The following is a 21,175-nucleotide window of genomic DNA, read 5'->3' on the forward strand; positions in this document are numbered from 1 at the left end:
GCTTTAGCAACAATGAGTTGGAACATTCCTTATCCAAACCTCAGGTTAAGTAATTTGAGTTAATCGAAGCGGTATTGCTGATAGGTTGAAGTCAATAGCGCAACAAACTCCCGTACCTTTGCGGGAGTATATTGCTTCGACAAGTACAGTGCGTGAATAGGATAACTTTCATCGTGTAGTTCAGGTAGTAGCTGTACACAACTGCCCATAGCTAACTCTTCTTTAAATGCCCATAGTGGCCCGTAATGCACACCAAGGCCAGCGTTTACCCAATTTTTCAGCACTGCAACACTGTTGGCAATGAGTTTACCACTTACCGCAACGGCTTCACGATGCAGGCCTTTACCGAGAATGAGCTGATTATCAAGCTTAGGTTTGTTGTAAAAGATAAAGTCCAGTTTGCTTAAATCGCTAAAGCGTTGTGGTTGTCCCATGCGTTCAATATACGATTTAGAGGCCACCAAGACTCGCGGTACATGACCTAGTTGTCGGCAAATCAAGGAGGAATCATCCAATTTGCCAATCCTAATTGCAATATCGATTTGTTTAGCCTTGAGATCTTCAAAATGACTGCCGAGTAGTAACTCGATATTGAGGTCTGGATAGGTGGTTATCATGGTTTGTACCACAGGAGCAATGAAGCGCTCGGCGAAGTCGTGTGGAGCTGCAACCCTCAATGTCCCAGAGGGCAGTGCTGAGGTGCCTGAGATCGACTCTTCTAATTCCCTTTTTTCATCTAGTAATTGCTTTACGCCTTTATAGTACTCAAGCCCAACCTCAGTTGCAGCTGTTTGCTTAGTGGAGCGCTGTAAAAGTTTTACTCCTAATCGACTTTCTAAGTTTGCGAGCTTTCGGCTTACCGAAGAGGGATCGGTACCTATCACTTCAGCCGCAGATTTGAGGCTGCCAGATTCAACGGTAAGAACAAACAAATCTTCTTCAGTAATCGATTTCATAGCGGATGTAAAAAATGCAATTAGTAAATGACTAAAATCACTATACCTGTATCCCTTTCACCTAGCTACACTAAAAGTCGATTGAATATTTCAAGTAGGAGAAATAGGTATGTCTAAGCAATTAACAGGTAAGGTTGCGTTTATCACTGGGTCAGCCAAAAATATGGGGAAGGATTTTGCCATTGCGCTGGCAAAGCAAGGTGCTGATCTTGTCATTCACTATCATAGTGCGCATTCTAAACCACAAGCACTTGAAACCCAGAAGGAAGTTGAAGCACTGGGTGTTAGGACGACGTTAGTACACGGAGATGTCAGTAATAAAGCACAGGTAATGAATATATTTGAGCATATTATTAGTGAGTTTGGCGGCGTAGATATCGTTATCAATAATGCCGGTACAATCAGCAAAAAACCGTTTGATGAATATAGCGAAGAAGATTTTGACAGGCTATTTGGGATCAACTGTAAAGGGGCATTTTTTGTGATGCAAGAAGCAGCAAAACATATTCGTGATAACGGTCGGATCATTAATATGGGCACTTCGCTGTTGGCAGCATTTACTGGAAATTATGCGCTCTACGCTGGCTCAAAAGCACCACTTGAGCATTTCACTCGTGCGCTGGCAAAGGAAATAGGGCATCGAGGGGTGACCGTCAATACTATTGCACCAGGTCCAATTGACACTGACTTTTTCCATGGCGAAGAAAACGAGCAAACCGTTAATTATTTGCAGTCTGCAAGTGTAATGAACCGACTGGGGCAAGTGGATGATATTACCCCTGCGGTGCTTTATCTTGCGTCGGAGCAATCACGCTGGACGACTGGGCAAACCTTGTTTGTTAACGGAGGCTTTGTCACTCGTTAAGTATGCTATTGGGCACGAGTTGGTTAGGCGGTTTGTGCCAACGTTTTGTTCGCCAACAAGATGGTAAAAGTGGTGCCATTTCCGGCTTTGGAATTGACTTTTAAGTCACCTTCTAAATATTTTTTGACGAGATTATAGGTGACGGAAAGTCTAAGCCCGGCATGACCATGTTGGCGAGCTGTGGTGTAAAACGGCTCGAAGATCCGGTTTATGACCTCATTACTCATACCGACGCCTTTGTCTTAGGATACCAACCCTGCACGATACTTATGAAGTATTTCGACAACCTGAATTGCCCAGTGATCTGATACTTTTTTATTTGAATAAGCGGCACAACACGATTGGCGTATAGAGACTCTACTTCTGACTCAAGGTGAGCGTAACGGTTAAAAGCATATCCAAGCAGTAAGGCAAGCGCGATGACGGGAAACACATTTAGCAGCGATAATTTATGGCGAATATTAATTAGCTCTAGCACTACAGATAGCTCACTTTTTACATATTAACTTGAAGTATAAGTGCTGTTATTAATGTCGCCATTTTTCGTGGTGAAAATTAAAAAAAGCACAATGTGCGACTTGTGTCGCACCTTTTTGTTTGGTAGTGTGTGACATGTGTCGCAGTTATGAGAAAAACAATGAAACCTAACTCAACCGAACTAATCGTTTTAAAGATCCTTTGGCGTGAACAGCCAAGAACGGGTAAAGAAATTCACACAGAAATAGGATCAAAGCTCAGTTGGAGCTACTCATCAACTCGAAAAACTCTAGAGAGAATGTGTGAAAAGGGTTATCTCGCCGAGCAAATGCAAGGCAATAAAAAAATATACTCAGCTGTCCTTGCGAAGGTACCAACTCTCGCACTTTATGCCCAGGAGTTTGCAAAGCAAATCATGGAGTTGGATGAGCCTCTTCCAATTACTATGTTTTCAGATAGTAAGTTAATTGCAGCGGACGAATTAGATGAATTAGAAGCCATGTTAGATGAGTTAGCTAAGACGCAAGGTGATAAAGAGTAGGGTATGGAACTAATATTACTTTCGGTCTTGCTGTGGGTGGCGCTTAGTGGCTTAACGTACGCACTTGGAGTGAAATTTTCCACTCGGTATGTACAGAATAAAGGACTTTGGTGGGGCGTGCTGGCTGTGACTTTTGTGCCTTGGATCCCACTTGAACACATAGAGCAACATAACGCCATTCCAGCCATACTGTTTAATGCCAACTTACAACAATTTGCAGAACCACTGCTGGCAATGACTAAGCGCACACAGGTTGGGTCTGACTGGCTAAATCTGACGCTTATGGGCTTATTTATAGTCTATTGCGTTGGGCTTGTTGCTCATTTTTTGGTACTTGGGCGACAGTATTGGCGAGTAAAACGCCTCTGTAGTACCGCCTCAAAAATAAAGCTTGGCGCACGAAATTGCTATCAATTGCCTATTACTTGCTCTCCTTTTGTGTTCGGACTGTGGCAACCAAAAGTGTATTTACCTGTGGAATTTGACACCCTACCAGAGGTAGAGCAGCAAGCACTTATTCTGCATGAGTTAACCCACATAGATAAAGGCGATCACATTGCAGTCGTAACTTGGCGAATACTCGCGACGCTTGCTTGGTTTAATCCGTTTATTGCAAAAATGGAACAGGGCTTTATTCGAGCGATGGAATATCGTTGTGATGAGGTGACGATAGCGAAGCACAGCCTTGAGCCTTTGGCTTATAGCAAAGCATTAATGAACTCTTTAAAACGAGCTGCTGCGCAGCCGAAAACGATGAATATGACTGCAAGTTTCGCGTCTAATTCACTGACTTTAGATGACTATAAAAAGCGTTTTAGCGTTATTCTTAAATCTAAAAAGAAGCCAAATAACCTTGTGTTGATAGGGTTTTTTGTGTTGCTTAGTTCAGGTTTAGCCTATGGCAATATTCAATGGACAATGGGAACGGCAATGGTCAGTAAAACATGGACATACCCAGTCGCCACACCTGAAATAACATCAAGGTTTGGGCATGTATCGAATTTTCGTCACAACAAAGCACATCAAGGACTGGATCTAGCTGGCGGCGTTGGTGAACCTGCGATGGCGGTTGCCAGCGGTACGGTCACGATTGCTGATGATAAAACCTTGCCTGAGAATTACGGTAAAGTGGTGTTGATCCATCATGACAATGGTTATCAAAGTCTCTATGCACACCTTGATAGCATTGATGTTGAAGTAGGTGATCAAGTATCACAAGGAGAAGTGATCGGTACCATAGGTGAAACCGGTCGAGTCACTGGTCCACATCTACATCTAGAAGCTCTGCATAATAACATGCGTATTGATCCGCTGACCTTATTGGAAAATTAACATGATAAAAAAGCTTTCTATCGCCATTGCAATGATGGCAACTTTTGGCTGCTCGAAACAACCCGAGCAGACTCATTCGGATAATAAAACGCAAGCGAACACCTTAGTGTCGGTGCAACCAGAACAAGACCAAGCTGTTGTACATATTGAACCCGTTAAAGACTCAATCGAGGCCCAAATCCAAATCAGGCAGGAGCTAAAGCCAGTTCAAGATATTCGTTTACTTGAACTTAAATCGGGTGAGAGTTTAGCTAATCTCTTAAGTGGGTTTGCGTTCAGTGACCGCGATAGTTGGCTGGTGGAACAAGCCGTGAGTACGTGGACATCACTGACTAAGCTCAAGGCTGGACAGTTAATAGAAGCAGAGCTTGTAGACGGACAAGTACAGCAGATCCGCTTTGAATATGCATTTGCACAGGTTATTGAGATTAAAAGGGGAGATGAACACTGGCATGCATCGCTAAGTGAACTTGAAACCGTCACGCAAACAAAGCGTTTATCGACAAATATAGATTCTAGTTTTTTTGTGGACGCCAGCAAAATCGGGGTACCCAATGATATTATCAATCAAAGTATTGTGGCCTTATCTCACCTTGTCGATTTTCAAAGAGAGGTATATGCCGGCGATCAAATCGATTTTGTATTTCAAGAACAGCAGCTTGTGGCAGCCGAAGATATACTCAAGCAAATCTCCAAGCCTTTAGAATTACAACATGTTGCGCTACTTTCAGGAAAAGAAAAATACCGCTTATACCGGTTTACTGATAATGGCGGAACGACCGCTTTTTATCACTCAGATGGTACCCTCGCGCAAAGCTTTTTAATGAAAACTCCGCTTAACGGTGCTCGATTATCTTCAAGCTTCGGTAAACGTCATCACCCAGTATTGGGCTATACCCGAATGCACAAAGGGATCGATTTTGGTGCACCTGTTGGTACGCCTATTATGGCTGCGGGTTCTGGAAAAGTACTCAAAGCTGGGTGGGGCGGCAGCTTTGGTAATCGCGTAGTGTTAGATCACGGTAAAGGGTATCAAACACTGTATGCTCACTTAAATGGCTTTGCGAACGGCCTTAAGGCTGGGACGCGAGTAAAGCAAGGAGACGTGATTGGTTATCTTGGTAATACCGGCCTGTCGCAGGCGCGTCACTTACATTATGAAGTGCATAAAGACGGAAAAGCCATCAATCCACTCACCCTAAAACAACCTAAAAACACCAAGCTGAGTGACACGCAATTTGATGAATTTAGCGCGCAGGTAGCACAAATTACTACACTGCTCGATAGCGAAAATACAAAGCTAGCTCACAATGATGGACAGTCGGGCCGCATGGGTAATACTGATGACTAGTGCTGAAAAAAATCGTATTAATAGCCTCGACTTTATTCGTGGGATAGCAATTCTATGTATTTTACTTATCAACATCGAAAGCTTTGCCTATCCCAATCCATGGGGCAGTTACCAATATGGCTTTATGACAGATATAGACAGTGAGGTAAGGTACTGGGTTTATGTATTTGCTCAGGGCAAGTTTTACGGACTGTTGGCGATGTTATTTGGCGCAGGTCTCACCATTATTCTTCAAAAACAGCCATTTGAATTTGCGATTAAATTGAGTGCGGCAAGGCTAGTGGCTTTATTTATACTCGGCCTTGTTCATGCTTATTGTATTTGGAGTGGCGACATTCTTTATCACTATGCCGTGATAGGAATGATTGCCACCACCGTCATATTACTTGGCACTCGGGCCATAAAAGTCAGCATAATAATTTGTTTGGCGTTTATGTTAGTTACAGGTTTTGGCAGAGCAGAGCGCACCATCGCCCAATACGATGCTTACCAAGCAGCACTCAATGTGGACGAAGCGTCTCGCACACGAGACCAGCAAAAAGTGATTAATCGGTGGCAGAATAAAACCGAACCACGGACACCCACCCACCGTACTTTGGAAGAAACGCCAAGCTTAACTGAGTATTGGCAGGAAAACTTCGACAGTCCGCAAGTCCACAAAGGTAAGCTGTTTTACTCAAGTATTTTTTGGTCCACGCTAATGATGATGCTGATAGGCTCGCAGCTGTTTCAATGGGGATTGTTCTCAAAGACTAAACTTAGCCCATTTGCGGTTGTGGCATTACTTTGCTTGATTGCAGTGTCGTGTTATGCCACTCAAGCTCGCTATTTTCATTGGCTGCAAAGTTCACATATTCCAGTGCTGTCTTACGCTAAACAAATGATCATTATACTTAACCGGGAGCTGCAAGCGATTATTTACTTGGTTTTGTTATCTTTGCTATATAACCGTTGGTTGCATCGCTTCAAACCCCTGGAGGCGATAAATCAAGTAGGTAGATTTGCGCTGAGCAATTACATTGGACAGTCACTGTTATTGGTGGTGATATTTTATGGCTTTGGATTACATAATACGCAAAGTCGCAGTGACCTCTTGCTCTTATGGCTTGTTATTATGCCAGTGCAGCTGTTGTTAAATGCGGCTTACGGGCGATTCTTTAAGGTGGGCCCCGTTGAACGTGTATGGCGCAAACTAACAATTAAGTTACATGCATAATCGACTCGAACTTTTTACAAATTCGAACTTCATACCTAAGCTAATTTTGACCTAATATTGAAGTCGACAAGTTAGCTTGAGGTAAAGTATGGAAATAGAAATAACACAAGGATGGGACATTGAGCATGCGCAAGCGGCTGCTGAGCTTTATGTTGACGCGTTTGGTAGCAAATTCATAGCCGCAGTGCCGGATCGCAATAAGCTGATCACTATTATCGCGAAGAGCTTCATCTCAGAATACTCCTTTGCTGCCTTTGCAGACGGCAAGTTAGTGGGGGTTGCGGGCTTTCAATATGGCAAAAGCGGTTTTACATCGAATATGGGCTTTACTGTACTCATTGACGAATTAGGCTTGCTAGGCGGGGTTAAAGCCGCAGCGGTGTTTACCCTATTTGAGCGAAAGCCTGCGCCCAATGAAGTGGTGATGGACGGCATTGCTGTTGCAGAATCGGTTAGAGGACAAGGTGTTGGTACTGCGCTTTTAATGGCACTGCAGCGCTATACCAAACAAAGCGGGTTTCACGCTTTACGACTTGATGTCATTGACTCTAACCCTCAAGCAAAAAAGCTTTATATGAGAATGGGCTTTGTTGCCTCCCATCACGAAGATTTTTCTTATCTCAATTGGTTAATCGGTTTTAGCGGGGCAACAACGATGTTGTGGCGTCCATAGGACCGGTTTTCTGTGCTGCAAAAAATAAACGTGAAAGATAAGCAGACCTTAGGCATTTGCTTTTGCTATGAAGTAACAAGTAAAATGCCGAACTTTACGCATAACCAGACACCGACATGACAGCAATAAACCCTGTATCGACCCTCCTTAATCATTTGCAAACCCAAGCCGTACCAAACGAGCTAAGGCGTCTATTTCATGGACGTGGTCGTTGCTATGAAGGGCTTGAACAAATCACAGTAGATTGGTTACAAGGTCAGCTCTTAGTCTCTTTATTCAAGGATCACGACGTTGACTTGATAGCGTCGTTAAAGCAGGCATTATTATCACTTGTGGAGACCGAAGCGTTTAACGGAAAACTCTCTGCTATTTTACTACAGCATCGTTATTTGCCTGACTCAGATCTCGAGGTTTTGTATGGTGAATTAACTGCTATGCCTATCGTTGAAGAAAATGGACTTAAATATGGCTTAAAGCTCGGCGTAAAGCAGAACATGGGACTGTTTTTAGATATGCGTTTGGGTCGTGAGTTTGTTAAAGCTCAGTCTGCGGGGGCTCGGGTACTTAATCTGTTTTCTTATACTTGTGGGTTTTCTGTTGCGGCAATTGCGGGCGGAGCTGCCCATGTTGTGAATCTGGATATGGCAAAAGCGGCGCTCAAGCAAGGCCGAGTCAACCACCAACTCAATGAACACGACCTCAGCAAAGTGTCTTTTTTAGGCCATGATTTGTTTAAATCTTGGGGAAAAGTACGTAAATATGGGCCGTACGACCTAATCGTAATTGATCCGCCAAGCTTTCAAAAAGGCAGCTTTGCACTGACCAAAGACTATCAACGTATTTTAAGAAAGCTTCCTGAGTTACTTACGCCAAATGCCCAAGTGTTGGCGTGTGTGAATTCTCCCGATGTTTCAAGTCAATTCCTCATTGATGAAATGACCAGAGAGGCACCAGCGCTTACGTTTGTTGAACGTTTGCAAAACCCACCTGAATTTAAAGACATTGATGAGCAAAGCAGCCTCAAGTGTTTACGGTTTAAAGCAAGTTAATCTATTTTTTAGCACTTTGACTGGATGTAAAAGTGTGGACTAATACAGATAACCATTTAGCATTGAAAAGCGACCATTCAGCAACATTCAGAGTGCTTTTCGACGCTAAATGCGTACCATGAACGTATTCAGTCACTATTTGTATTGATTATGGTCAATCTCACATTGCAGCGAAATGAACAATTCGCAATTTTAGCCATCGTTGCCGCAATAAGTTTTGCTATCAGTCTTACCGATTGGGTGCAGCGGGGCATGTTGTTGTCGGCAAATATCGCGCTTTCTTCTATTTTGGCGGTTGTGTTCCTCTACTGGTTACCTATGGTGATAAGTTACGTACTCATCATCCGTTTCAAGATAGGCAATTGGCCGCTGCAATATATCGGCTTTTATGGACTGATGGTAATGGGCTGTTTATGTTGGGGTGTACTCAGAAGTGGAATGTTAAATACCCATGCATTTTCACTGTTTGAGGCGCTAACCATCGCACTGCCTTGGTCTAGCGGTATTTTTGTGGTGATTAAGTTCTACCTTTCCCAAAAGTTGTTAAAACAAGAAAAACAGCTTCGCCAACTAGCTGAAATTAAGTTATTACACAGTCAGTTAAACCCGCACTTTATGTTCAATAGCCTCAACACAATTGCAGCCTTTGTACCAAATCAACCAGAAGCAGCACGGTCTTTGGTTCATAATCTCGCTGCGGTATTAAGATATTCATTAACGCATTCTGTGACAAGCGGAAAAATACCGAGCAAAGTGTCCGTTGCCAATGAGCTAATTGCACTAAATCAGTGGTGCGAGATAGAGCAAAGCCGGTTTGGGGATGCGCTTATCATCGACTTTGATATCGACGATGCATTATTGAGCGAAGTAATACCGCCAATGATTTTACAGCCGCTTTTGGAAAATGCAGTGAAACATGGCAACAGTAGGCCGCTTCACATTGATGTATTAATCAAAAAGTTAGCGAACCAGTTAATGTTTAAAATCAGTGACAACGGGGTGGGCTTTAAGGAGCAGGACATATTGGGTTCGTCAGATGCGGGACTCGGTCTTTCGATCACGCGCTCACGGTTAAAGTTAGAAGAAAATGCTGAACTTAGGCTTGGTAACGACATGCACACAGGTGGTGCGGTTGTCAGCTTTTCACTCACACGAGGAGCAAAGGAATGTTGAACATTGCCATTGTGGAAGATGAGCAACCAGCCATTGATAAATTAACGGAACAACTTAGCCAGATCACCAAGCACAACTTGGTACTGACTTGTAACACGCCATTAGTATTTCTTGATACATATCGAGAACTGGCGATAGATATTGTCTTTGTCGATATTAACTTGCCAGAATGCAATGGTGTTACTTTGGTCGAGAAACTTCAAAGGGCGGGGTTTTCAGGTGCGATAATTTTTACCACGGCCTACAGTGAGTTTGCGGTTGAGGCCTTTACGCTCGGCGCGGTTGATTATTTGCTCAAACCGTATAGTACTGAACGCTTAGCCCTGGCACTATCAAGAGTTAATCGTGTTATCACGACAGGATTAGCCGCTACTTTAACGAGTAAGGTGGCGGGGAAAACCTCACTAATTGATGTCAGCAGTATCGAACTTATCAAGCTAGAATACGGTCAAGCCATTGCGTTTAGTAATGGACAGCAATATCCCATTGATGGCTCCCTTGAGGAGATCCAACAGCAATTGCCAACACATTTCTTAAGAGTTCACCGTAATGCCATTGTAAACCAAAGCGCGATAACTGCGTTTGAACGCTGGGTTACAGGGGGTTACCTTGTCAAGTTGCGAGATAGCAATTTACAAGTTGTGACTAGCCGGGGCGGTGCAAAACTACTCAAACAACAACTGAGCAACATAGGGCTCAGCTAACTCAAAAAGGTAATAAAATGATGAAAACTATAATGCCATTTTCTTTGGTAGGGCTTCTTGCGGCCTGTTCAAACACGACTATACCAGATGTTAAACGTCAGTTTATCGATGATGGTCAGACTCATCCATTGGTTGTGGTGTTAGGTGGCAGTGAAGGGGGGAATACACTCGCTAATCCTCAGTGGAAACCATTTTTAGATGGATTTAATGATATTGGTGTCTCAGTAGCGGCACTTGGTTATTATGGCACTGAAAATACATCGAGCAGTGCAGCTGAATTATCTTTGAATGATATAGCCAAACGGATAAAAGCATTGAGTGCAGACCCAAAGATAAACCCAAATTGCGTAGCGGTATATGGTTTTTCTAAAGGAGCGGAGCTTGCGTTATTACTCGGTGCGCACTTTGATGAGATAAACCATGTAGTGTCCGTTATGCCTAGTCACGTAAGTTGGAATGCTGTTAAGACCTTGTCTTCTCGCTCGAGCTGGACACTTAGCGGCAATGCTCTGGACTACATTGATGCCCCCCTGTTGTCATGGAAAATGCAAAAAGGGAACGTAACGGGAGAGTTTACACCTGCCTTTGAGGCTGCATTGGCAGAGGCAACGCCTGAAGCAATTGCAGCCGCTCGCATCCCGGTTGAAAACACCAATGGGCCAGTGTTGCTGGTTTCTGCCAAACATGATGAAATTTGGCCATCGTACAAAATGGCCGGATATATTGAAGCTGATTTACGCGAAGCTAGTTTTTCTCATCCATTTAAACATATCGCACTTAACTCGGGTCACTACAGCTTTAACAAAAAAGTGCAAACTGAGGTAAATCAATTTTTAAGCGAAACCTTGGTAGCACGTTGCGCGAATAAATAGTAAGAAATTCACCTTGCTTTTGTATTGCTGGTCGTTGAAAAATTTACCGAGCTGCAGGTAACGTTGTGTCTGCAGCTTTTAGTCGCTTTGTGTATTTTGCCGGTGTGATCTGAAATATAGTTTTAAACTCGCGAATAAGATGAGATTGATCAGCGTAGCCGCAATCTAGCGCGAGTTGAGCGATGTTAATGTCAGGCGTTTCTCTCAGTTTTTGTTTAGCCAATCGGACTCTATAAATGCGAGCTAAATGTTTAGGGGTGATCCCACAATGTGTTTTAACTTGTCTCTCTAATTGCCGTTTTCCGATCGGAGTTTGAGCATATGCTTGCTCTAAAGGGGTCATTGAAACAATATGCTCAAGGAGTATTTGGGTATGTAGGATAGAATTCTGTCGAGGAATTGGCATATTCAATATCGGCTCTAGTAGTCGAAGTAATGCTGTCAGGTTGGCACTAGTTTGTAGCGTGTTCAACAAGGGCAATATATTTTTGGGATTTGCTATAGGATGTTGCAGCGTTTTCAGAAATGCCAGTCCCGCGGGTTTAAAGCGGATCCCGAAAAAACATGCCTGTTCAGAATAGTTGACTTTGCTAGACTGAATGGCAATTGGTTGTAGATAAAAGGGGGCTGTGAGCTGATTGTCATTGAAGCTAACGAGCCCTCGAAGAGGGAAAATAAATCCAGTTGCCCCGTCGCTTGGAAGCCAAGTTTCTCCGCGCTTGTGTGATTGTGCAAACCAGATAGCTTGCACATAGTTAGCGATTTCACCTGTTGGATTTATTAATTCAAGCGTTAGATCTGTGCTCATTGAACTCTATATTCGGCTTAAACATTTTCACGATCCGATTCCAGCTGTTGATGGCATTAATAGCGATAGTTAACGTGGTCAATTCTTTATCATCAAATTCTACATTAAGTGTTTGATAAAAAGCGTCGTCAATCATTTGTGCGTTTGTCAGCTTTTCACAAAGCGCTAATGCCAGTTTTTCTTTATTGGTGTATAACGGCATGTCTTGCCATGCACTTAATCCAATAATACGATTAGTGGTTTCACCATACTCTAGTGCCTGTTTAGTGTGCATTGCAATACAAAAAGCGCATTGATTGATTTGTGATGCTCTTAGTTTAACGAGCTCCCAGATTGTGACTCCAAAAGTTGCATGGGCCTGCTGTTTTAATAATTCCTCTTGTCCCAATAAATGCTGAATAAGCTCAGGTGCCTGATTGAAGTAGTCTGCTCTTTTCATTTCTGAATCCTCATGTTTAGTGATACGTATAGTGTAATGAGATGTAAGCGGTAAAAATTGAAAAAAAACGTCTTTGTAATAAAATTTTAAGGAGGGAACACACAACTCTAATTTAAAGGATGGTTGTAAAATAATGTGTGATGTAAACCTTGCTCTAGCGCTTTATCATTTATCCATACTCAAAAAAATCTGGCTTCAAGCCAACAACACTTATACAAATAGACAGCAGCAAGGAGAATCTGTCGAGTTCGAATTATATAAAACGACTTTCGATATACTTGGCCTCAGTTTATCTCAAGCACATCAGTTACAGTTTCAATATGCTCATGCTTACGATAGTTTTATTGATGCAATTGTAACAATTGCTCAGCCGAGTAGTGAAAAAATAGCATTGTTAAAACATGTCACCTGTCATATGCCTTGCCCCGACAGTTATCAAGAGAAAATAGCTGCTGTTCAGAATATGCCGAATGTACTCACTGAGGATGACCTGAAATGCTGGCAGGACAACGGCTATGTCATCGTTAAAAATGCAGTGAGCGCTGAAGGCTGTGCTAATGCGAGAAACGCCATCCAAAACTATTTGGAGATTGAGTTAGCAGATCCAAAGACTTGGTATAAGGTTAAACAAGAAAAATTGAGTCGCAGTATGGTGCATTTGGTACAACATAAAGCACTGGAAGACAATCGGAATTCAATGAGAATTCATAAGGCCTTTAGTCAGTTATGGCAAAGCGAACAACTGATAGTTTCAGCCGATCAGTGTGGGTTCAACCCGCCTGAAACTGCGCAATCTAGTTTTCAAGGTCCTGATCTACATTGGGATTTAGATTTCTCTAAGCAACTCAAGTTTGGCACGCAAGGGATTTTGTATCTATCAGACACTGAAGAAAAACAGGGTGCAACAACGGTTGTGCCAGGATTTCATACAAAGCTAGAGTCATGGCTTGCAACTGCCCCATGGGATCCATGTATACCAAACACCGAGTACTTACATCAACTAGGTTCCAAAGCAATTGCAGCCAATGCAGGAGATATGGTGATTTGGCACCAGTTTTTACCCCATGGTGGCAGCGCAAATACAGCAAACGTACCCCGCATAGTGCAATATATTAATATGAATCCATTCCCCGAAATGGAAAAGATGAAAAAATCTCTATTTGGTTAAATTTTGCCTTAACTTGGCGGCGAGTAAACAGTAGTATGATTGTGAAGTTTGGGAGAATGTAGCAACTCACCACAAGGAAAAGCCGTCGATGCAATTAGCACAACTCAATATAGCCACCGCTAAATACCAAATGGATGCGCCAGAAATTCAATACTTTGTAGAAAGTTTAGACCGCATTAATTTACTCGCAGAGCAAAGCCCTGGCTTTATTTGGCGCTTAAAAGATGAAACCGGTAATGCAACAGAGATTAAGGCGTTTGATGATCCAAATATTATCGTCAACATGTCAGTATGGCAGTCGGAGCAAGCGCTAAAAGATTTTATGTTTAAAACCGCACATAAGGAATTTTTGGCTCGAAAAAAGGAATGGTTTCACCGCGCTGAACAGGAAACCTACGTGTTGTGGTGGGTTGAAGAAGGCCATATCCCGACACTGGATGAGGCCAAAGAAAGGCTTGATTACCTGCGTCGCTTTGGAGATTCGGCTTATGCCTTTACGTTTAGAAATAGTTTCACCGAGCTAGACCTAAGGGAGAGGGAAGCTTGTGAAGAAGATTAATCTTGTGCACCGATGAAATGATAGTCAACCCTAAGGGGGAGAGCCGCGTGGAGTGGTGAATACCGATGATGTTGGTGATACACTTACCGCAGATCATGATGTATGGATTAAACGAAAAATGCGCGCGGCACTAAGAAGCAAGATAATAGAAGTATGTGATAAAAAAATCGCACAAAAAGGGGATAACGTTGGCGTATCATTTTACGCTTTTTTTGCCAATAAAAACACAGACCCAGCACTACTTATGGAAGCGGCAATTTGGTGGATACAAACTCACGAACTAGACCACTTCGAAAAGGCGTTAAAGATAAAAGCAATGGTTGAAAGTGGAATGTAGGCCCAAAGGACATGATCATGGGCCATCAACCGAGATGACCCAACTGGCAGTTACAGCGTGTAAAACGACACAAAAAATACGGCAACAGATGCAAGTGCAAACATAGTGTACTCAGTGATGGTTTGTTTGCGTTTCTCATCATCAGTTTTAGGGGCTGTCGCTATCATTAGCAGGCTAGTGACAAACATTGCTAATGAATATAAACATAAAATTGATAAGGTAGCATCTGTAAACATATAAGCCTCGACTTGGTTCTACTCACTTTAATTACGTGTATCATGGCCACACAGATCAACCTCAATACACGTTTATTTAAGTTGTATTCGCTTCTAATTACAGTAAATTATACTGTGTTTTTAGGTGTTTCTGAAAGGAGTAAAAGATGCAAGTTGAGTATTTTGTGGTTGACGCATTTACGCGTAAACGTTTCGGTGGTAACAACGCTGCAATCGTTGAGCTTGAAAATTGGCTTAGCGACGGCTTAATGCAGCAGATAGCCATCGAAAATAACCTTTCCGAAACCGCCTTTTTGAAGCCAATTGGTAACAATCATTATGAGATCCGGTGGTTTTCTCCAATTACTGAAATTGACTTTTGTGGTCATGCCACGCTTGCCGCGGCGTATGTGCTTTTTAATCACAAGGGAAAGTCAGGAGAGATAAAATTTCAAACCCAAGAAGTTGGGACACTCACTGTTAAGCAAGTGGTTGATGGTCGCATTGTGATGGAATTTCCGAACTTAGCCCCTGAGTTAACTGAAGCCCCCTATGCACTGCTGGAAGGGCTTAACGTAATACCGACGCGGGTACTTAAAAATCGCCAAGCGTACTTTGTGATTGTTGAGACCGAGCAGCAAGTACGCAGCTGTGAGTACGACAGCGATAAACTGAAAACCCTTGCGCCTTTTGATGTTGTGGTAACAGCAAAAGGCGATGACGTTGATTTTGTGTCGCGCTACTTTTGGCCCGCCAACGGGGGCGATGAAGATCCGGTTACCGGTTCAATTCATGCCGGGTTAGCGCCATACTGGGCAAAGGCGCTAAACAAACAGAAACTTCATGCACATCAGGCTTCAAAACGTGGCGGTGAGCTATTTTGTGAAGTGACAGATACAAATGTCATCGTATCTGGGTTTGGTGTACTTTACGCAAAAGGAATATTCGAAATTGAGGACGAATAAGATTCACTTCATACAGGCAAAAGAAAGTGACTTTGATTACCTATTGGCACTGCGTAAAGCGACCATGGTGCCTCACTTAGAAAATGCAGGACTGTTTTTGACTGAGGCTGAACATAAAGCCCGAGTATTATACGAATACTCAAGCTCACATTTGATTTATATAAATGAAAAATGTGTTGGCTTGGCTAAGTTTAAGCAACGCGAATATGACTATTACCTCTTTCAGCTGCAAATAGAGCCCCACCAACAAGGAAAGGGGCTCGGTGCACAAGTCATTAAAAGCTTGATAGAAACCAACTCAACATTGCCTTGGGTATTGACGGTGCTTAAAGCGAATCCCGCGAAGCGTTTATACGAGAAGTTGGGATTTGTGCAGTTTGATGATGATGAATATGAGTTTCATTTTAGGCGTGAACCTAATCCCTAAATTTAGTATTCTCTAGCCAGTTTAAATTTAAAAGAGTTGTTATGGCAAAACAAATATGGGTAGATGCCGATGCCTGTCCCGTGGTAATAAAAGAAATGCTGTTTCGCGCTGCAGTGCGTACTTCTACCACGGTTACATTGGTTGCAAATCAATATCTAAAAACGCCTCCGTCTCCTTTTATTCAAAAGCTTCAAGTCCCAAAGGGATTTGATATTGCGGATAACGAAATCGTGAAGCGCGTTAATGAGGGTGATTTGGTTATTACCGGCGATATTCCACTGGCAGATGAAGTCATTGAGAAAAAGTGCACTGCACTTAATACGCGCGGTGAATTACTGACGAAAGAAAACATAAAATCTCGCTTAAATATTCGTGACTTTATGGACACGATGCGTGCCAGCGGCGTACAAACTCAAGGGCCACCACCTTTGTCTCAAGCTGATAAACAAAATTTCGCCAATCAATTGGATACTTGGATCACCAGAAACACAAAGGGGTAAGTATGGCTTACAAGGCGAGTTGTTTGTGTAAAGCGGTTCGAGTTGAGATCCGTGGACCAATCGGCGATATCATTCACTGCCATTGCTCTTTGTGTCGCAAGTCTACAGGCACGGCTTATGCGACCAATGGCTTTGTACAGTGGAGTGATCTTGTGATTCTAAGTGGTGAAGAGGCACTAAACATCTTCGAGTTCAAACCTGGAAGAAAGCGTCATTTTTGCAAACATTGTGCAAGTCCAATTTTTAGTTCGAACGAAAGCGATCCAAAGCGGGTGAGGTTAAGACTTGGCATTTTGGACTCGGATATCAAAGAGCGGCCAATATCACATAATTTTGTCTCTTCAAAAGCCAATTGGGACGACTTAGACGCGCCGCTTCCTCGTTACGATGCATTTGAGCCTAGCCGCGATTTATCAACAACATCGGGAGGTAATTTGTGACGGGTATTAGCGATTTATCGCAGTTATTAAAAGACATTTCGCCGACGCTTGATGAAACACCTTATGTATTTTGTACAGTGCAAAAAAGCCTTGCTGAGTGCGTAATTTTCAATCCAATTGCGACCTTTATGGAGCGCGAAGGGTTAACGCTGGTAGTCACCAAGCAAATAGCAGACGAACATGGATTGGATTACAGCTGTGTGATGAATAAAATTACCTTGCAAGTGCATTCGAGCTTAGAAGCCGTGGGGTTAACTGCTGCATTTTCTAATGCACTGAAAAATGTTGATATTAGCGCGAATGTAATTGCAGGCTTCTATCATGATCATATTTTCGTACCCGTAAATGATGCTAAGCGGGCGGTACACGCGATACAAACGTTGGCAAAATGACATTGATAAATCTCGAAGATTGTTAGGAAGCATGAAAGTTTACTTTAAAAGAATGGCCTCCAAAGGTGTGTGTCCTCCGAGAAAACCGCTTAAGAAAATCCTTTGGTCATGGGTTGGTGCAATGGTGGGGATCTTGTTGATTACGGTGATTTCTAACCTCGCTTTACCATATGGTGTTGGCAGCGCATTGCTCATTGGCTCTTTTGGTGCAACTGCCGTTTTACTCTATGGCGCTCCTATGGCAGAGTTCTCTCAACCGAGGAATTTACTGGGCGGGCATTTCTTTTCAGCTTTACTCGGCGTCAGCATTTTTATTTTGCTTGGAGAAGAGAGTCTGTTTGCAGCACCGCTTGCGGTATCGCTCTCAATTGTTGTGATGCACTTTACTCGAACCTTGCATCCACCCGGTGGAGCGACCGCGTTAATCGCCATTATTGGTGGTGAGTCTGTTCATAACTTGGGATATATGTATGCATTTTATCCCGTGTTGGTGGGGGCTCTGCTGATGCTATTGGTCGCGCTGTCTGTGAACAATATGTCGCGCAACCCCAAACGGCATTACCCAGTTTATTGGTTCTAACTATTTTATATAAAAATTTAAAAGGACAGGCATGTCAAAAATTGAATTCGTCCCTTACCAATTAGTCCCAGCTAGCTTTAATCCATGGCGTGAAATATTTGTTGAAGTGGCAGAAGAAGTGATGGTGGCATTAGCACACCCTGAACTTGAATTTCTACACTTTGGTTCAAGCTCTTTTAAGGTTGCTGGCAAAGGGATTATAGATATCTCTGTGTTATACAAACCCGGGAAATTAACACAAGCTGTTGAACATCTTAAAAATTTAGGCTTTAAAGATCAGCACAGCGATAATCCATTTCCTGATACTCGTCCGAGAAAAGACATCGCGGTGATGTATCAAGGTGAGCTTTTTCAAGTGCATGCTCATGTCATTGAAAAAGGGAGTGAAGAACATATAAAGCAAGAAAAGTTTAAAGCTTATATGCTCAGTAATCCTGACGCGCGTGCGGAGTATGAAACTCAGAAGCAATTAGTAATAGCGCAAGGTATAGCTTCTCAAGATGAGTATGGAAAAGCTAAAGCACCATTTGTAAAACGCACTTTGAAGGACATCCACTTTAGTTAACTTATGTTCGCATAAATCAGATCTTTATAGCTGTTAGTGTGAGGACAATGGATATGACCTAACACTAACAGCTCTACTTTATTTGGCTTTTCAGACTTCCAATTAATTGTTTCTACAAATTGATTATTTTAACCAGCCTAATCGGTTCACCATCAACGTCAAACTCACCCGTGATCTCAAGTAATCCATTTTTCAATCCTTGTAACTTATCTACTTCAATTACTTGTGTTTGATAAGGTAAGAAAGTAACAGGCTGCTGCCAAAGTGAACCTTCATTTTGAAATGATTGAAATGGAGTAAAATCGACGCGTAATATACCACTCGATGCACCTGAATAGGGACCGGTTAGCGTGATGGTAATATTGTCACGAACAGTGACTTCCATTTTTACCCCATCAAAAGGTTTCTCTGACGTTAGAAGAGGCTTTTGTTGTGTTAGTCCGTTCCAACTAATCACTAAGTTCTGAAAAGTATGTTTTGGCAATAGAACACGGTGTTCACCTGAAGCTAGAATTTTTTTGTAGTTACCGTAACTTAGCGCAACAGCATGCTTACTGGGGTTGTTGACGTAAAGATAGTGCATTCCATCAGAAAAATAGCTTTGGGTGTTGATACCACTTAGCGTAAAGAGCGCATTGTCGCCAAGTGTTGATTGCCAACTTTGCATCAAGTGATTGAGGATTTTATTCTCAGTTTCAGTGACTGTCCTTGATTTCTGTTTGCTAAATATTTCGCGAAGTGGGGTCATACAGTCATTTAACTGAGCGCTATATTTCACACAGGTGTTAAAGGCTCTGCGCAGTAATGATGCACCTTTAAAGTGCCAGGGATTAGCGGTTTGTTCATTCGTGATCAAGTAATCATGCGCGGCAAAGTAGGGTGCTATTCTATGATTATTATTTCGGCCAAGAAGACTGATTTTTTGCAAGCTAAGCGCTGAAATGTCGATTTGGTTCAATTGTAATCTAGCCAGTTGCTCATGCTGTTGTGTTTTCATTTTAATAACTAGCACATCGTCCTGCTTTGAAAGCGTGAGCGCAAGTTGATGATACTGCTTGATATCCATGCGTAATTGCGGCAGCAGTGCGATAGACTTTGCGGGGAACAAAGCTTGATTGCTTGAGACCGTTAACTTTACTCCTTCTTGAAGGGTAAATTGCAGCAAGTTGTCTTTACTAAAGTCAACTTCTTCAACTTTAGCGCGTCCAAGACGCGCATCTAAGCTTTGACTTGTTAAATCAGCGATTAACGCAAAGCCAATTTCCCCACGTTTAATCTGCTCCGGCTCGAAATCGATTAGTGCTGCAATACCATTCTCACCAAGTGAGTCGATTAGAGGTGTTTTATCTGGTGCGGGAAAATCCATCACGGCATGTGTAGAAGAAAAGTTTGGATGAATGTCGAGACGCTTAAGTGCTTTGCTTTCGGTATTTCTGAGCCAATATGTGGCACCGTTTTGCTCCCAAGGCCCATCGACAATATAAAAACTTGGCGTGGCAGAGCGCACAAATGCTGCAAACTGCTGTTCAAGCTGAGGCCAATTGGGAAAGATCTGTTTTAAGAGTGCATTGGCAGTTGGCAAGGTGTTTTCAGAGTGAGGGTTTGCGTCCATTAATTTGCCGATAAAGCGTTTAAAATATTGATATCGCTCAGGATCGCTCAATAAAAAATGCACGATAAAAAAGTTGAGTCCGCGTTTGAGTGATGGATCATCGTTGATTGCTTCGAAAGATGGCTTTCCATTTTGGTGATACTGCTGTAAACCCAAGTGCAGATAGTTCATTGGAGCACGGTCGAAAACCATCACAGTTAACTGCTTTTTATTTGGATCATATACGTGGCTTGCAATGGAATCAGCCATCCCCTCAGTGATCCAATTAGGTGCCCAAGTTGAGTGACCGTTCAGAGCCATATGAAACGCATGCATGGTTTCATGGATCACGATGTAGCGCTGGTGATGCTGGCGATGACTCGGAAAGTTGTACCCTGCACGGTTATAAAACATGGTTTCGCCGCCAGCCGTTTTATGTACGCCTCGCAAAAAGCCATCGTCCAGCATGGCTTCTTTTGTGCGTTGGCGTGAACTGCCATAAACGACAGCAATTCTCTTTTTATCAATCGCAGCAGGCGCCATACCAAACAATTCAACATAGTGAGGATAAGACATTTCTAGTAATTCTAAATAGAGTTTTACTTTGTCCTCAGGCAAGTCACTTTTTAACGCGAAATGTTTACTCACCCACCAGTCATATCCCCTCGAGTTAGCTATTTTTCCATCGCTATAAGTGAGCGGAATTTGTTTACCAATATGTTGGATATCGATGTGTTTCAACGTGCTGACTCGGCCATTAACGCTTACTTCCGAGCGCATATCAGCGGGGCTTGGTATAGCGATAATATCGCTTCGCGTAGTTTTACATCCGCTGAGTAACGCAAGTATTGCAATTAGAGGAGCAAATACTAGCCGGGGCTTTTGGATAGAGGGTATTCGCCAATAAAAGGTATGGAATAGATAAAATAATGACATGATACTTTTCTCTCGTTGTTATTTGTGTATATTGTATGCAATAT

General features: G+C 42.7%; 27 protein-coding genes. 20 read left to right on the plus strand and 7 right to left on the minus strand.

Annotation, left to right across the window (positions count from 1 at the left end):
- Positions 1 to 59: 59 nt before the first annotated feature.
- Complete coding sequence (locus A587_RS0117345) at positions 60 to 956, minus strand: LysR family transcriptional regulator (RefSeq protein ID WP_017218605.1); 897 nt, start codon at positions 954 to 956, stop codon at positions 60 to 62.
- Positions 957 to 1,065: 109 nt separating this feature from the next.
- On the opposite strand from A587_RS0117345, the gene A587_RS0117350 reads away from it, so the two are divergent.
- Positions 1,066 to 1,821 carry an SDR family oxidoreductase gene (locus A587_RS0117350; RefSeq protein WP_017218606.1) on the plus strand — a complete coding sequence of 252 codons (756 nt, stop codon included), beginning with the start codon at positions 1,066 to 1,068 and terminating at the stop codon, positions 1,819 to 1,821.
- Positions 1,822 to 1,844: 23 nt separating this feature from the next.
- On the opposite strand, the gene A587_RS0117355 is transcribed toward A587_RS0117350, so the two are convergent.
- Both A587_RS0117355 and A587_RS0117360 read right to left on the minus strand, forming a co-directional pair.
- A complete protein-coding gene (locus A587_RS0117355) occupies positions 1,845 to 2,048 on the minus strand; it encodes an ATP-binding protein (protein WP_017218607.1) in 204 nt (67 codons plus the stop codon).
- Positions 2,045 to 2,299 (minus strand): hypothetical protein, encoded by a 255-nt coding sequence (locus A587_RS0117360; RefSeq protein WP_017218608.1) that lies wholly within the window; start codon positions 2,297 to 2,299, stop codon positions 2,045 to 2,047. The genes A587_RS0117355 and A587_RS0117360 overlap by 4 nt, the downstream gene beginning before the upstream one ends.
- A gap of 159 nt (positions 2,300 to 2,458) precedes the next feature.
- Here A587_RS0117360 and A587_RS0117365 point away from each other — a divergent pair, with 159 nt between their 5' ends.
- The 9 genes from A587_RS0117365 (at position 2,459) to A587_RS0117405 (ending at position 11,209) form a co-directional block, all read left to right on the plus strand.
- Positions 2,459 to 2,839: a BlaI/MecI/CopY family transcriptional regulator gene (locus tag A587_RS0117365; RefSeq protein WP_017218609.1), complete on the plus strand. Its 381-nt coding sequence runs from the start codon at positions 2,459 to 2,461 to the stop codon at positions 2,837 to 2,839.
- Between the two features lie 3 nt (positions 2,840 to 2,842).
- On the plus strand, positions 2,843 to 4,171 hold the full coding sequence (locus tag A587_RS0117370; RefSeq protein WP_017218610.1) for a M23/M56 family metallopeptidase: 1,329 nt from the start codon (positions 2,843 to 2,845) through the stop codon (positions 4,169 to 4,171).
- A 1-nt stretch (position 4,172) separates the two neighbouring features.
- Positions 4,173 to 5,522 (plus strand): M23 family metallopeptidase, encoded by a 1,350-nt coding sequence (locus A587_RS0117375; RefSeq protein ID WP_017218611.1) that lies wholly within the window; start codon positions 4,173 to 4,175, stop codon positions 5,520 to 5,522.
- Entirely contained in the window at positions 5,515 to 6,738 is a 1,224-nt protein-coding gene (locus tag A587_RS0117380; RefSeq protein WP_017218612.1) for a DUF418 domain-containing protein, read from the plus strand. The genes A587_RS0117375 and A587_RS0117380 overlap by 8 nt, the downstream gene beginning before the upstream one ends.
- Before the next feature lie 88 nt (positions 6,739 to 6,826).
- A complete protein-coding gene (locus A587_RS0117385) occupies positions 6,827 to 7,411 on the plus strand; it encodes a GNAT family N-acetyltransferase (protein ID WP_017218613.1) in 585 nt (194 codons plus the stop codon).
- 116 nt (positions 7,412 to 7,527) lie between these two features.
- Positions 7,528 to 8,460, plus strand: coding sequence for a class I SAM-dependent methyltransferase (locus tag A587_RS0117390; RefSeq protein WP_017218614.1), 933 nt, complete (start codon positions 7,528 to 7,530; stop codon positions 8,458 to 8,460).
- Positions 8,461 to 8,610: 150 nt separating this feature from the next.
- Positions 8,611 to 9,633: a sensor histidine kinase gene (locus tag A587_RS0117395; RefSeq protein ID WP_017218615.1), complete on the plus strand. Its 1,023-nt coding sequence runs from the start codon at positions 8,611 to 8,613 to the stop codon at positions 9,631 to 9,633.
- Positions 9,627 to 10,337 (plus strand): LytR/AlgR family response regulator transcription factor, encoded by a 711-nt coding sequence (locus A587_RS0117400; protein WP_017218616.1) that lies wholly within the window; start codon positions 9,627 to 9,629, stop codon positions 10,335 to 10,337. The genes A587_RS0117395 and A587_RS0117400 overlap by 7 nt, the downstream gene beginning before the upstream one ends.
- A 17-nt stretch (positions 10,338 to 10,354) precedes the next feature.
- Entirely contained in the window at positions 10,355 to 11,209 is an 855-nt protein-coding gene (locus A587_RS0117405) for an acyl-CoA thioester hydrolase/BAAT C-terminal domain-containing protein (RefSeq protein WP_017218617.1), read from the plus strand.
- A gap of 43 nt (positions 11,210 to 11,252) precedes the next feature.
- Here the strand turns inward: A587_RS0117405 and A587_RS0117410 are convergent, their stop codons facing one another.
- Both A587_RS0117410 and A587_RS0117415 read right to left on the minus strand, forming a co-directional pair.
- Positions 11,253 to 12,017 carry an AraC family transcriptional regulator gene (locus tag A587_RS0117410; protein ID WP_017218618.1) on the minus strand — a complete coding sequence of 255 codons (765 nt, stop codon included), beginning with the start codon at positions 12,015 to 12,017 and terminating at the stop codon, positions 11,253 to 11,255.
- Positions 11,995 to 12,456 (minus strand): carboxymuconolactone decarboxylase family protein, encoded by a 462-nt coding sequence (locus A587_RS0117415; protein WP_017218619.1) that lies wholly within the window; start codon positions 12,454 to 12,456, stop codon positions 11,995 to 11,997. Before A587_RS0117415 ends, A587_RS0117410 begins: the two co-directional genes overlap by 23 nt.
- A 133-nt stretch (positions 12,457 to 12,589) precedes the next feature.
- Here A587_RS0117415 and A587_RS0117420 point away from each other — a divergent pair, with 133 nt between their 5' ends.
- The 3 genes from A587_RS0117420 to A587_RS0117430 all read left to right on the plus strand — a co-directional run bounded on the left by A587_RS0117420 (position 12,590) and on the right by A587_RS0117430 (position 14,520).
- Entirely contained in the window at positions 12,590 to 13,624 is a 1,035-nt protein-coding gene (locus A587_RS0117420; RefSeq protein ID WP_017218620.1) for a phytanoyl-CoA dioxygenase family protein, read from the plus strand.
- Between the two features lie 88 nt (positions 13,625 to 13,712).
- Complete coding sequence (locus tag A587_RS0117425; protein ID WP_010371763.1) at positions 13,713 to 14,183, plus strand: DUF3291 domain-containing protein; 471 nt, start codon at positions 13,713 to 13,715, stop codon at positions 14,181 to 14,183.
- Positions 14,184 to 14,301: 118 nt separating this feature from the next.
- Entirely contained in the window at positions 14,302 to 14,520 is a 219-nt protein-coding gene (locus A587_RS0117430) for a DUF6500 family protein (protein WP_026001038.1), read from the plus strand.
- A gap of 50 nt (positions 14,521 to 14,570) precedes the next feature.
- On the opposite strand, the gene A587_RS0117435 is transcribed toward A587_RS0117430, so the two are convergent.
- The gene (locus tag A587_RS0117435; RefSeq protein ID WP_010604566.1) at positions 14,571 to 14,756 is read right to left on the minus strand and encodes a hypothetical protein; all 186 of its coding nucleotides are present in this window, start codon (positions 14,754 to 14,756) and stop codon (positions 14,571 to 14,573) included.
- Between the two features lie 146 nt (positions 14,757 to 14,902).
- Between A587_RS0117435 and A587_RS0117440 the strand changes: the two genes are divergently transcribed.
- The 7 genes from A587_RS0117440 to A587_RS0117470 are packed head-to-tail and all read left to right on the plus strand — an operon-like array spanning position 14,903 to position 18,604.
- Entirely contained in the window at positions 14,903 to 15,700 is a 798-nt protein-coding gene (locus A587_RS0117440) for a PhzF family phenazine biosynthesis protein (RefSeq protein ID WP_017218622.1), read from the plus strand.
- Entirely contained in the window at positions 15,687 to 16,127 is a 441-nt protein-coding gene (locus tag A587_RS0117445; RefSeq protein ID WP_017218623.1) for a GNAT family N-acetyltransferase, read from the plus strand. Before A587_RS0117440 ends, A587_RS0117445 begins: the two co-directional genes overlap by 14 nt.
- 41 nt (positions 16,128 to 16,168) lie before the next feature.
- The gene (locus A587_RS0117450; RefSeq protein WP_010371749.1) at positions 16,169 to 16,627 is read left to right on the plus strand and encodes a YaiI/YqxD family protein; all 459 of its coding nucleotides are present in this window, start codon (positions 16,169 to 16,171) and stop codon (positions 16,625 to 16,627) included.
- A 2-nt stretch (positions 16,628 to 16,629) separates the two neighbouring features.
- Complete coding sequence (locus A587_RS0117455; protein ID WP_017218624.1) at positions 16,630 to 17,067, plus strand: GFA family protein; 438 nt, start codon at positions 16,630 to 16,632, stop codon at positions 17,065 to 17,067.
- Positions 17,064 to 17,459 carry an ACT domain-containing protein gene (locus A587_RS0117460; RefSeq protein ID WP_017218625.1) on the plus strand — a complete coding sequence of 132 codons (396 nt, stop codon included), beginning with the start codon at positions 17,064 to 17,066 and terminating at the stop codon, positions 17,457 to 17,459. Before A587_RS0117455 ends, A587_RS0117460 begins: the two co-directional genes overlap by 4 nt.
- 31 nt (positions 17,460 to 17,490) lie before the next feature.
- A complete protein-coding gene (locus tag A587_RS0117465) occupies positions 17,491 to 18,039 on the plus strand; it encodes an HPP family protein (RefSeq protein ID WP_010371740.1) in 549 nt (182 codons plus the stop codon).
- A gap of 31 nt (positions 18,040 to 18,070) precedes the next feature.
- Positions 18,071 to 18,604: a GrpB family protein gene (locus A587_RS0117470; protein ID WP_017218626.1), complete on the plus strand. Its 534-nt coding sequence runs from the start codon at positions 18,071 to 18,073 to the stop codon at positions 18,602 to 18,604.
- A gap of 112 nt (positions 18,605 to 18,716) precedes the next feature.
- On the opposite strand, the gene A587_RS0117475 is transcribed toward A587_RS0117470, so the two are convergent.
- Complete coding sequence (locus tag A587_RS0117475) at positions 18,717 to 21,131, minus strand: hypothetical protein (protein ID WP_026001039.1); 2,415 nt, start codon at positions 21,129 to 21,131, stop codon at positions 18,717 to 18,719.
- Between the last annotated feature and the right edge of the window lie 44 nt (positions 21,132 to 21,175).

The organism is Pseudoalteromonas sp. NJ631 (assembly GCF_000276645.1).
Taxonomy (GTDB): Bacteria; Pseudomonadota; Gammaproteobacteria; order Enterobacterales; family Alteromonadaceae; genus Pseudoalteromonas; species Pseudoalteromonas piscicida.